This is a genomic window from Pseudomonas sp. GXM4 (genome assembly GCF_008923895.1).
GTDB classification, from domain to species: Bacteria; Pseudomonadota; Gammaproteobacteria; order Pseudomonadales; family Pseudomonadaceae; genus Aquipseudomonas; species Aquipseudomonas atacamensis.
Genome location: NZ_WBRZ01000176.1, coordinates 1 through 12154, shown reverse-complemented (window position 1 = coordinate 12154; position 12154 = coordinate 1). Strand labels below are relative to the sequence as shown.

9 protein-coding genes and 1 pseudogene are annotated in these 12154 nt (G+C 61.7%); 5 read left to right on the top strand and 5 right to left on the bottom strand.

Annotation, left to right across the window (positions count from 1 at the left end; all coding sequences use genetic code 11):
* Positions 1-77: 77 nt before the first annotated feature.
* Positions 78-1097: an AraC family transcriptional regulator gene (locus F8N49_RS19525; protein WP_122747240.1), complete on the bottom strand. Its 1020-nt coding sequence runs from the start codon at positions 1095-1097 to the stop codon at positions 78-80.
* On the bottom strand, positions 1094-2038 hold the full coding sequence (locus tag F8N49_RS19520; RefSeq protein WP_071171810.1) for a LysR family transcriptional regulator: 945 nt from the start codon (positions 2036-2038) through the stop codon (positions 1094-1096). The genes F8N49_RS19525 and F8N49_RS19520 overlap by 4 nt, the downstream gene beginning before the upstream one ends.
* Before the next feature lie 96 nt (positions 2039-2134).
* Between F8N49_RS19520 and F8N49_RS19515 the strand changes: the two genes are divergently transcribed.
* Positions 2135-2986, top strand: coding sequence for an AraC family transcriptional regulator (locus tag F8N49_RS19515; RefSeq protein ID WP_071171811.1), 852 nt, complete (start codon positions 2135-2137; stop codon positions 2984-2986).
* Between the two features lie 338 nt (positions 2987-3324).
* On the opposite strand, the gene F8N49_RS19510 is transcribed toward F8N49_RS19515, so the two are convergent.
* A complete protein-coding gene (locus F8N49_RS19510) occupies positions 3325-5298 on the bottom strand; it encodes an alkyl/aryl-sulfatase (protein WP_151552184.1) in 1974 nt (657 codons plus the stop codon).
* A 139-nt stretch (positions 5299-5437) separates the two neighbouring features.
* Between F8N49_RS19510 and F8N49_RS19505 the strand changes: the two genes are divergently transcribed.
* Genes F8N49_RS19505 through F8N49_RS19495 form a run of 3 tightly spaced genes read left to right on the top strand, consistent with a single transcriptional unit; the run spans position 5438 to position 9616 of the window.
* Positions 5438-6091, top strand: coding sequence for an ABC transporter ATP-binding protein (locus tag F8N49_RS19505; protein ID WP_071171776.1), 654 nt, complete (start codon positions 5438-5440; stop codon positions 6089-6091).
* Positions 6091-8559, top strand: a complete 2469-nt coding sequence (locus F8N49_RS19500; protein WP_372241040.1) for an ABC transporter permease — start codon at positions 6091-6093, stop codon at positions 8557-8559. The genes F8N49_RS19505 and F8N49_RS19500 overlap by 1 nt, the downstream gene beginning before the upstream one ends.
* On the top strand, positions 8549-9616 hold the full coding sequence (locus tag F8N49_RS19495) for a lipocalin-like domain-containing protein (protein ID WP_122700578.1): 1068 nt from the start codon (positions 8549-8551) through the stop codon (positions 9614-9616). Before F8N49_RS19500 ends, F8N49_RS19495 begins: the two co-directional genes overlap by 11 nt.
* A gap of 153 nt (positions 9617-9769) precedes the next feature.
* On the opposite strand, the gene F8N49_RS19490 is transcribed toward F8N49_RS19495, so the two are convergent.
* On the bottom strand, positions 9770-11425 hold the full coding sequence (locus F8N49_RS19490) for a diguanylate cyclase (protein ID WP_151552180.1): 1656 nt from the start codon (positions 11423-11425) through the stop codon (positions 9770-9772).
* Positions 11426-11602: 177 nt separating this feature from the next.
* Between F8N49_RS19490 and F8N49_RS19485 the strand changes: the two genes are divergently transcribed.
* On the top strand, positions 11603-11938 hold the full coding sequence (locus F8N49_RS19485; RefSeq protein WP_024013386.1) for a hypothetical protein: 336 nt from the start codon (positions 11603-11605) through the stop codon (positions 11936-11938).
* A gap of 74 nt (positions 11939-12012) precedes the next feature.
* On the opposite strand, the pseudogene F8N49_RS28470 reads toward F8N49_RS19485, so the two are convergent.
* Positions 12013-12154 (bottom strand): annotated as a pseudogene (locus F8N49_RS28470) (phage infection protein); the annotation flags it as partial.

Genomic DNA, 12154 nt, shown 5'->3' with positions numbered 1-12154 from the left:
TCACAAATCCTGTGTCAGCACTGGCCTCTGTGGGAGCTGGCTTGCCAGCGATGGGGCCAGCACTGACACCAGCCAATTCAAAGCTTCAGCCACCGCGCGCGATACTCCCCAGGCGCGCACCCCAGCCAGCGCGCGAAAGCCCGGTTGAATCCCTGCACATCGCTGTAACCCAACCGATCCGCCACTTCGACCAGCTCCAGCGCCCCGGACTGCAACAGGTCCTCGGCCCGATAGCGCCGATGCTCATCGAGCAGTTCGCTGAAAGTCCAGCCCAACGCCTTCAAGCGCCTTGCCGCCGTGCGCTCAAGCACATGCTGTGTAGCACAGAACTGCTGCCAATCCGCTGAAGCCAGCTCTTCGATCAGATAATCGCTGAGCTGTCCGAGCAAGGTCGATTCACTGAGGCGGCGGGTCTGCTCCAGCAGATCGACAAGCGTTGTTTCCAATCCCGGATTACCCGGTGTCAACGGCATCACGAACAGCTGAGGATCCAGATGAATCGCCGCGCATGACTGCTCTGCGCTCACCGGGGTGCGCAACGCCGATGCATGTTCCTCGCGGCTTGCCGATGCCAGTGCCACACCCAGCACCGGATCATCGGGCACGCCGCTGGCGAGCAACTTGCGCCGCACCAGACTGCACAGGCTGACGAGGATGTAATCGGTCAGCGCCGCCGGAGCACCAAGACTGCCGGCTTCGACCAGACGCAGTGTTACGCCGTCATCTTCACGCAGGATTTGCACACGGAAATGTCCGTTGAAAAACGCAAAGTACTCGGCGAAAAACGCACAGGCACGTTCCAGCGACACGGCGACATCGAACAGATAGGTCAGCCCATTGGTGGCCGTCGAAACGAAACGTTCACCCGCCGCCAGACCGATCAGTGGATCGCCGCTCTGTTCCACGGCAAACGCCCAGAAGCGCCGTGACATCAGCAGCGGCATGCGCGTGAACGGCGTGCGCAGATCGAACAGGCTGCGGCGCAGTTGTGCTTCGATTGCGCCTTGGCTAATGCCGCGCGCGAGCAATTCTTCAATGGCCGGAAGCAGGGTCGGCGCGTAAAAAGCGTTGACGGGCTGCGGATGAATTTTGCTCATGTTGTGCGCGCGTCTCCCGTCGCTCCGTTAGCGGCCAGCAAACGCTGATCGACGCTGAGGATCGCCTCGATCATCGCCCGCGCTGCTGGCGTCAGGGTAAAACCGGCGCGGCTGACGATGCCATAACCCAGTTGCAGCGCCGGCTCGTCATGGGGGACGTCGACAAAGTCGAGCAGCTCGATCAGGCCGCGATCAAGTTGTTCACGCAAGGCCTCAAGCGTGGCCAGCCCCACCGCGTCGGAGCGCAGCACTACGCGCTGGATCGCGTCAAATTGTGCGCACTCGACGCTCGGGGTGAAGTCCTGCTCACCGAGGATATCGGCGAGTACCTTGCGGATCATCGGAGGAATGCGCGTGCCGACGATCGGGTAATCGAGCAGGACGCGCAATCGCAGGGCTCGTTGCGCGAGGAGCGGATGGCCGGCGCGACAGAAAAACCGTCCCGGCCGCGTGCGCAGCAGGTGCACCTGATACTGCGGATCGCTGACAAAGTGCCGCGCGTCCGCGACGAAAAACTCGATCTGCTGCTCGCGCAACCACAGCGTCAATTGCTGCCAGTCGCCCTGATGAAACCGCGTGCGAATCGCCGGATGCGCATCAATGAAGTCGGCCAGCGCTTCCGGCACCAGCACCTGCGCCGGATACGGGCCGCAACCGAATTGCAGTTCGCCGCCGGTGAGGCCGTTGTATTGCGTCAATTCGTTGTGCAGCGCCTGACTGCCAGCGAGCAGGCGCCGCGCATGTTGCAGCACCAGTTGGCCTTGCCCGGTCAGGCGAAACTCACGGCTGCTGCGCTCGACCAGCTCGCAGTCAAGGTCACGCTCCAGAGTCTGGATGCTGCGGCTGAACGCCGGTTGGCTGAGGTTGATCGCCTCGGCGGCGCGACCGAAGTTGCGGTAATCAGCGAGGGCGACCAAGTGGCGAAGCTGGCGAAGATCCATCATGCGTCTCCTGCATTTTGCGAATACTTTTAATGCATTGGATCGATAGCACGTCCGCTGGCATAAGTACACGCCTGTTCTTCGATGGCCGCCTTCATGTCTCAGCCTCTGTTCGCCTCCAGCGCGTTCACCCGCACGATTCTCGCGCATGCTCGCCAGTCCGGGCTGTGCCCGCAACGCTTGATGGCGCGCGTGGGGATCTGCCCGTCTGTGCTTGCCGGACAGCATCAATTGATCGCCGCACAAGCGGTTGAACGGTTGTGGCGTGAGTGTGAACGGTCAGGGGTAGCGCCGACGTTTGGCTGCGAACTGGCCGACGGGATGGCGACCGATTGCCTGCAAGGACTGAATATCCTGCTCGACTCGTCCGCGACCTTGCGGGCCAGTCTGAAGTGCTTCATCGACTGCTTGCCAAGGGTGATCAATTACGTTGCGATGGAACTGGTCGAGGCGGGCGACGTGGCTCATTTGCGCCTGCGTTCGCTGCAGGGGCAGCTCCATCATTTCGCCCTGGATGCGGCGGCGATAACGCTGGTGCGCAACATTGCCCGTCGACTCGGCGGGGCGCCTGGAGATTTGTTTGTGAGTGTCAGCCTGCGCCCGGCGCAATTGGCCGGTGGCTGGCTGCGTGGAGTGGGTATCGCGGTGGAGCAGGGCGAACATCTGTGCCTGACCTTGCCGAGATATAGCCTCGATCAGGTCTTGCTTGGCGCCAACCCGTTTCTGCACCAGAGCATGCTGCGTCACTGGCACGCTGAAACTCGCGCACCTGCGCGTGAGGACAATCTGACAATGGCGCGGCACTGGCTGACGGCGGGTGATCAACCGATCGAACGGATAGCTGAGCGGCTGGGTTATCGCCAGCCGAGCAACTTTATCCGCGCGTTTCGCAAACAGTTCGGGATTACGCCGAAGCAGTTTCGGTTGAATCCGGGGCAGGTTTGTTGAAAGCAGGGATTGAGGTGATTGATCGTTATTTAGGGTGCCAGCAAGATTTACCCCCTCACCCCAGCCCTCTCCCCCAAGGGGGCGAGGGGGAAAGGGAGCCGATCTTCATGGCGTTCGGAATCTGAGTTCAACTCGGTATCCCACGTCGGCGTATCTCGTACATCCAACACGGTCAGTCCCCTCTCCCTCCGGGAAGGGGGCTTATGAATCATGGGAGCTGATGTGCGTGTTATTCAAAATTGCATTCAACTCGTTATCCCACGTCGGCGTATCTCGTACATGCAACTCGGTCGGTCCCCTCTCCCTCCGGGAGAGGGCTAGGGTGAGGGGCTTTTGACTTACGGCGTGACGATATTGAACTGCGGCCCGAACGTATCCAGGCTGCCCATCAATAATCCGAATTTCTGACCATTGCCCTGCAACTTCACCAGTCCTTTTTGCATCGCTGTCGGAAAGTCCAATTGCTTCAGGCTGATTTTCTCCAGCGTGTCGCGGCTCAGGCTGACGCTCGCATCCGCCGCCGGATTCAAGCCGGCGCGGTGAGTCAGCACGCCATTGCGCAGGGTCAGGGTGAAATCCCTTTGCACATCGTCGAACGTCCAGTTCAGCGTCAGGTCATGGGCCACGGCTTTGTCGCTGTCCAGGCGTACCGCGAGGTAGTCGAAGAACATTTCCGGACTCATCGCCCGGACCATGTCCACCGATACGGTATTGGCAGACTGCGGTGGTACGCCGTTGCGCAGTTCCATCGCACCGGTCAGGTACATGTTGCGCCAGGTGGCGTTCTCGCTTTGATAACCCAACTGCTCCAGCGTCTCGGCTTGAGCGTTGCGGGCATCCGCGTTGTCCGGATCGGCGAACAGCAACTGGTTGCCCAACTGCGCGGCCCATCGGTAGTCAGCGCTGGCCATCGCACTGCGCATTTTCTCCAGCACCGACGCGGCACCCCCCATGGCCTCGACCGAGCGTTTAGCTGCATCGACCGGGGGCAGCGGATTGAGGTTGGCCGGGTTGCCGTCGTAGAAACCCATGTAGCGCTGATACACCGCGCGCGTATTGAAACTCAGCGAGCCGTAATAGCCACGGGTGTACCACTTCTGATCGAGTGAGCCGGGCAGTTTCTTGATTGTTTCGGCAATTTCCAGCGGCGTCAGGCCCTGGTTGAGCAAGTGCAGGGTGCGGTCGTTGATGAAGGCGTACATGTCACGCTGATCGGCGAGCAAAGTACGAATGCGCTCACCACCCCAGGTCGGCCAGTTGTGTTGGGCGAACAGCACGTCCGCCTTGTCACCATAGCGCGCCAGGCTGTCATCGAGATATTGCGACCAGGCTTTGGCGTCACGCACCTGCGCACCGCGCGGGGTGAGGATGTTGTGCATCATCTGCGTGGCGTTTTCGGCCATGCACAAGGCTTTCAGCTGCGGTAGATAAAGGTTCATTTCCGCGGGCGCTTCGGTGCCTGGGGTCAGCTGGAATTCGACTTGCAGGCCAGCGATGGTGCGGGTTTCCAACGGCTCGGCAATCAGATCGGTAGGCGCGATCAGTGTGACCGTGCCACCGCTGGGCGCGCTCTTGCCGAGGCCAGCATCGACCTGACCTTTTTCACTGCGCGGCAACAGGCTGCCGAACTGGTACTGCGCGCGGCGGCTCATGGCGTTTCCGGCCATGACGTTCTCGCTCATCACGTGTTCCATGAAGCCCGCTGGCGCATACACCTTGACCTTGCCGGACTTGACATCGGCCTCGTCGATCACCCCGCGCACGCCGCCGAAATGATCGACATGAGTGTGGCTGTAGATCACCGCGACGACGGGTTTGCGCGGGCGATGGGCGTAGTACAGATCCAGCGCCGTCCTGGCGGTTTCGGCCATGGTCAGCGGATCGATGATGATCAGCCCGTCGTCACCTTCGATGATGGTCATGTTGGCCAGGTCGAGACCGCGTACCTGATACAGCTTGGGGCTGACCTCGAACAGACCGGCGTGGGCATTGAGCTGTGCCAGTCGCCACAGGCTCGGATTGACCGATTCCGGCGCCTTGTCTTTAGCGAGGAAATCATAGGCATTGACGTTCCAGATGACCTTGCCGGCGGCATCCTTGATCTGGTCCTTGAACGGTGCGATCAAGCCTTTGCTGACGGATTCGAAATCGGTGCGGTCGCTGAAAGGCAGGGTTTGCAGGACGGCAGCGTTGCTTGCGGCGGTTTGCATGCTCGGCGCCACCGGACCGTCAGCAGCGAGCAACGGTTGGCTCAGGCAAGCGGTGATCAGGCAGGTCAGCAGGCCGCGCGGGCTCAGGATGAAACGGGGCATGGGTGTCTCCGGTTTTTTTATCGTTATGGCCGAACAGCCAGCAGCGTATGGCGCGCCCCGGCGTTGGCGATGATCATCAGCGGACAAAAACCATTCAGGGCCGCTATCCTAGGCCCAGGTTCACTGATCGGGTTTGCCCATGCTTGAAGTTCGCGACGTTTTCAAAAGCTATGCCACGCCACAGGGATTGTTGTCGGTGCTGCAAGGCGTCGACCTGACGCTGGAGGCCGGTGGCAGCCTCGCGCTGATGGGCGAGTCGGGCAGTGGCAAAAGCACGCTGCTGCATCTGGTGGCGGGGCTGGACAAGGTCGACAGCGGCAGCATTCGCAGCGGCGAACATCGCCTGGAAGCCATGAGCGAAGCGCAACTGGCGAACTGGCGGCGCACGGAAATCGGTCTGGTGTTTCAGCAGTTCAACCTGATCGGCAGCCTGCGCGTGGAAGACAACCTTGCCTTTCAGGCGCGCCTCGCCGGGCGCCATGAGCCGCGCTGGCAAGCGCATCTGGTGCAGCGTCTGGGTCTGGGCGATCTGCTCTCGCGGTATCCCGAGCAACTCTCTGGCGGCCAGCAGCAACGAGTCGCATTGGGCCGCGCATTGGCTTCGCAGCCGAAACTGCTGTTGGCCGATGAACCCACCGGCAGCCTCGATGAAGCGACCAGCGATGAGGTGCTGCGGCTGTTGCTGGAATTGCTCGATGACACGCCGACGACTTTGTTGATGGTCACTCACAGTCAGCGCGTTGCGGCGCGTCTGGCTCAGCGCGTGGTGTTGTCGAACGGACGGGTCGCCTGATGATCTGGCGGCAAACCCTGCGCGCGCTGCTCAGCCACTGGCGGCGCCATCCCGTGCAGTTTTTCAGTGTGCTGACCGGGCTGTGGCTGGCCACCAGTCTGCTCACTGGCGTCGAGGCGCTGAACAGTCAGGCGCGCGACAGCTACGCGCGGGCCAGCCAGATGATCGGCGGTGAACCACAGGCCAGCCTGAGCACGCCAAATGGGGCACTCTTTCCCCAGCGCTGGTTTATCGAATTGCGCCGTCAGGGCTGGCCGGTGTCGCCGGTGTTGCAGGGCCGGCTGACGCTCAAGGGCCACGAAGACCAGCGGATTCAAGTGATGGGCATCGAGCCGGTGTCGCTGCCGTCGGATTCCGCAGTAGCCGGGCAGGCGATGCCGATCGAGCGCATCGTCGAATTTTTCAGCCCGCCGGGCAGCACCTGGATTTCCCCGGACACGATGCAAATGCTCGGCTTGCGCGAAGGCGATACACCGCGAACCGTGAACGGCCAAACCCTGCCGCCGCTGCTCGCGCAGAAGGACATGGCGCCGGGCCTGTTACTGGTCGACATCGGCGCAGCGCAAAGACTGCTCGACCAACCCGAGCAATTGTCGCGATTGCTGCTGCCCAAGGACTTTCATCAGGAATTACCAGCGAGTTTCACCGATCGCTTGCAGCTCAAGAGCAGCGGCGAAGAAAACAATCTCGCGCGGCTGACCGAGAGCTTTCATCTCAATCTCGATGCTTTGGGATTTCTCTCGTTTCTGGTCGGCCTGTTCATCGTCCACGCTGCCATCGGCCTCGCTCTGGAACAGCGCCGAGGCTTGCTGCGCACGTTGCGTGCCTGTGGCGTCAGTGCACGAATGCTGATCGCGTGTCTGGTGGTTGAACTGGGTGTGCTGGCGCTGATCGGTGGATTGTTCGGTGTGATCAGCGGCTATTGGCTGGCCAGCGTGCTGCTGCCGGACGTCGCCGCCAGCCTGCGCGGTCTGTATGGCGCGGAAGTGGCGGGGCAGTTGCGTTTGAGTCCCTGGTGGTGGTTCAGCGGCATCGGTCTGAGTCTGCTCGGCGCTTTGCTGGCCGGGGCCAACAGTCTGCTGCGGGCGGCGCGCCTGCCATTGCTGGCGGTGGCCGATCCGCAGGCGTGGCATCAACAGTATTCGCGCTGGTTGCGCCGACAGGGTTGGCTGGCGACAGCGCTGCTGACAATTGCGCTGGCGGCGCTGATCTGGGGCGACAGCCTGAGCAGCGGTTTCGTGCTGATGGCCGGGCTGTTGCTCGGTGCCGCGCTGGCCTTGCCGGTGCTGCTCAGCGCGTTGTTGAACCCGTTGCTCGGGCGTAGTCGGTCGGTGCTCGGCCAGTGGTTTCTCGCCGACTGCCGCCAGCAACTGCCAGCCCTGAGTCTGGCGCTGATGGCGCTGCTGCTGGCGCTCGCCGCCAATATCGGCGCCGGCAGCATGACCGCCGGTTTTCGCCAGACCTTCAACGACTGGCTCGAACAACGCCTGAGCGCCGAGTTGTACATCAACCCGGCCAATCCGGCGCAGGCCCGCGAGATGCACAATTGGCTCAAGCAGCAGCCCAACGTGACCGCGGTGCTGCCCAACTGGCAGGTTTCGGTGACGCTGCAAGGCTGGCCGGCCGATGTCTACGGCATCATCGACCACTCGTACTATCGCCAGCATTGGCCGTTGCTCGACAGCAGTGGCAGCGATCCGTGGGGCAAACTGGCCACGGATGATGCGGTGATGCTCAGCGAACAACTGGCACGACGCCTCAAGTTGCGGCCGGGCGAGCATCTGAACATTCCCACGCCAAACGGCACGTGGTCGCCGCGTATCGTCGGCATCTACGCTGACTACGGCAATCCGAAGGGGCACGTGCTGATCAGCAGCGAGCACCTGTTGCGCGGCTGGCCGCAACTCACGCCCAACCGCTTCAATTTGCGAATCGACCCAGCGCAGATTCCGGCGCTGCTCAACGCCTTGCAGGCGCGCTTTGAGCTGGATGACAACCGCATCGTCGATCAGGCGCGGCTCAAGGGCTGGTCGGTGCAGGTCTTCGAACGCACATTTGCCGCGACGGCGGCGTTGAACAGCCTGACCTTGGCCGTGGCTGGCGTGGCGCTGTTCATCAGTCTGCTGACCCAGAGCCAGAGTCGTCTCAGTCAACTCGCACCGCTGTGGGCGCTGGGCGTGACGCGCAAACAATTGATGCTGCTCAACCTCGGCCAGACCTGGCTGCTCGCCGTATTGACGTTGCTGTTGGCGCTGCCGCTGGGCATTGCTTTGGCGTGGTGCCTGGATGCGGTGATCAATGTGCAGGCATTCGGCTGGCGCTTGCCGTTGCGGGTGTTTCCGTTGCAGTTGTTGCAACTGATGGGCCTGGCCTTGCTGGCGACTCTGTTGGCTTCGGCATGGCCGCTGTATTCGCTGTACCGCACACAACCGGCGGACTTGCTGAGGACGTTTGCCCATGAGGACTAAATGGCTCGTGCTGATGATTGCGCTGCTGCTCGGTGGCTGCGATCAGCCTGCACCCGAGGAGAAGGGTTTTGCCGGCATGGGCGATCAGGCGCAATCGTTCACCCCGGTGGTGCCCGGTCGGGTATTCAGCTTCCCCGCCGATCACGGCGCGCATGATGGTTTTCGCATCGAGTGGTGGTACGTCACCGCCAATCTCAAGGATCAGCAGGGCAATGATTTCGGCGTGCAATGGACGCTGTTTCGCAGCGCCCTGAAACCCGTCGCGGAGCAGGCCGGTTGGGGCAACCAAACGATCTGGCTGGGCCATGCGGCGGTCACTTCGCCCTCGGTGCACCACGCCGCCGAGCGCTACGCCCGGGGCGGAGTAGGCCAGGCCGGCGTGCGCCTGGCGCCGTTCGAAGCGTGGATCGATGACTGGATGTTTGCCAGTCAGGCGCAGGATCCGTTGCGCGATATGCAACTCAGTGCTCGTGACAAGAATTTCGCTTATCAACTGCGCCTCACCTCCAGCCGCCCGCTGGTGCTGCAAGGCGACAACGGTTTCAGCCAGAAATCCGAAGAAGGTCAGGCCTCGTATTACTACAGCCAGCCATTTTTCCAGGCCAGCGGCACGCTGCAGATCGACGGCCAGACCTACAGCGTCAGCGGCCCGGCGTGGCTCGATCGCGAGTGGAGCAGTCAGCCACTCACCGCCAATCAAACTGGCTGGGACTGGTTCTCGCTGCATCTGGACAGCGGCGAACATGTGATGCTTTACCGCATGCGGCAGAAGGACGGCGCGCCTTATCTGACCGGCACCTGGATCGCCGCTGACGGGCAGATTCAGACATTGCACAGCGAGCAGATCAGCCTAGTGCCGCAGGATACGGCCAAGGTGGCTGATCGGCCGATGCCGGTGAAATGGTCGATCCGCATTCCCGACAAGCAACTCGATATCAGCGTTGACGCGATCAACCGCAATGCCTGGATGGATTTGCGTATTCCGTATTGGGAGGGGCCGGTGAAGATTGACGGCAGCCATCCTGGCCAGGGCTATCTGGAAATGACCGGGTATTAACGGCGGCACCGCTTTCTTCCCTGTGGGAACGAGCCTGCTCGCGAAAGCGGTTCTCCAAACGGCCCATATTTCCGCTTTTACCCCATCCCTGTGGGAGTTGGCTGACCAGCGAGGCCGGCCGGCCGACCTGTCTCTGGTTGATATACGCCTGTCTCACTGGGCATGAAACGCAACCTGATTGCGCCCCGCAGCCTTCGCCTGATACAGCTGCTGATCGGCACGTTTGATCAGCGTCGTATGGTTGTTGTCTGCCGGATCTGCCAGGCCGAGGCCAATACTCACGGTAACGTTGCCGACGCCGGGAAACTGCGCTTCGGCCACCGCTGCGCGAATCTTTTCCGCGACGACTTCCGGGGTGTCGGGTTGCGCGACTTCCGGCAGCAGTACGGCGAACTCTTCGCCGCCGTAGCGGGCGACGAAATCGGTGCTGCGTACGCTGTTCTGGATCAAGGTCGCCAGTTGTTGCAGGACCTCGTCACCGACCGCGTGGCCGTGGCTGTCATTGATGCGTTTGAAGCGGTCGGCATCGATCAGCAGCAGGGCAAACGGGCGTCCGGTGCGTCGGGACAGCAGCGAGTAGTCAGTGATTTTTTCGTCAAACCGGCGACGGTTGTAAACGCCGGTCAGGCCGTCGTGAGTGGCCAGGCTCAGCAGCTCGGCGTTGGCCTCGGTGAGTGCGGCGGTGCGTTGTGCCACGGTGTCTTCCAGCGAGGCGTTGGCTTCTTGCAGTTCGCGCTCCTTGCCGAGCAGTGACTGTGTCATTGCGTCGATGGACTGGCCGAGCTGGGCGATTTCCAGTACCGGATGCTGGAGCTGGAACTGCGCGCCGGACTGGTTGTTCTGCACCTGTTTGGCCGAGTGCGCGAGTTGTTCGATCGGCCGGCTCAGGTACAGCGCCAGGTAATAAGCCACGAGACCGAAAACGATTGCAGCGAAAACGCCGAGGATCAGCAATTCGTATTGCAGCATCCGCGCCGGTTGCAGCGCAGTCTCCAATGGCTGGCGAATGGCGATCGACCATGATAGCGCCGTGCCCGATGGCGTCGGCACGGTGACCATGCTGGTCAGGTAACCGTTGGCCGCCGTCCAGCCCGGCAATACCGAACCGCCGATCGCCAGCTGTTGGCCCATCAGCGCTTCGGGGTAGAGCACCTTGCCATCGTGGTCGACGATCAGCGCCTGGATATCCGGTGCCGAGTTCTTGTGTGAAAACGCCGCCGACTCGACGATGCGCGTCACCCAACTCCAGTGCGCATGTGCACCCAGCACGCCGATCACCTGTCCTTCGGCATTGTGGATTGGCGCGGCAAAATCGATGAAGCGCAGCGGCTCGCCGTTGGGCAGGCCCGGCAACAACTTGGCCAGCAACACTGCTTCGTGGGGATCGCCGGTGTATTGCCGGCGCAGGCCGATCTGGAACCACGGGCGTTTTTGTACTGATTGACCGACCAGCAGATCATTGACCGCCTGGCGAACGTTGCCCTCGGCGTCGGTGACGCCCATCCACGCATATTCGGCGCGCGCCTGGGTACGCAACTGCATCGACTTGAGGATGGCTGGATTGTCCAGATCGCCACGCTCCAGATGCGGCGCGCGACTGAGCAGATAGACCTCCAGTTGCCGCTCGCGCAGTTGCTCACCCAATAACGTCGCCGCCGCGCGCGCCGTGTTCAGCAAGGCGTTGCCGCTGGCCTGCTTCATTTGTTCGGTGGCGATATGACCGACATAAAAGCCGACGCTCAATAACGTCAGCAGGGACAAACCGCCGAACCACAGGGTGAGATGGCTACGCAGACTGGCTTTGAACATGGAGGCGGGTGTCTGTCTTTATTGAAGTGGCGCCATGGTATGCGACATCGCCGACGGCGGGCCAGCGAACGGGTTCAAGTAAATACAAAGAAGATTGATGCCAATGAGCCATCATTTTGGTTAGAATGCGCGCCGCCCGAGAGACGGATCCCGGGCGTTCCCCCATGGAGTTTTACTGTGAAATACCTCAGCAAAGTAGTCGCCGCCGCACTGTTCGGTGTGGTTCTGGCAGGTTGCACCGGCGCCCCGATGAAAACCGCCCATTACGACAGCAACCAATACACCGTGGTTGGCCACAGCGAAGCATCGGCCACCGGCCTGCTGCTGTTTGGCATCATCCCTATCCGCCAGAACAGCCGATTTGTGCGCGCGCAAAACGCGGCCATCCAAGCCAAGGGCGGCGATGCAATGATCAACACGCAGGTTCAGGAAAACTGGTTCTGGGCCTGGGTTCTGACCGGCTACACCACCACCATCTCCGGTGACGTGGTCAAGCTGAAAACCGCGCAATAAGCGACGGCTGAATGCAAAAAAGCCCGGCTGATCAGGCCGGGCTTTTTCATGGGTGTTGCGGTCATGCAGTAGATTCATGCAACGCGGCGCTCGATCAGACGATCCGAACCACCTTCAGCAACGCGGCGTTCGAGCAGACGATCCGAACCACCTTCAGCAACACGGCGCTCGATCAGACGATCCGAACCGCCTTCAGCAACGCGGCGGTCGATCAGG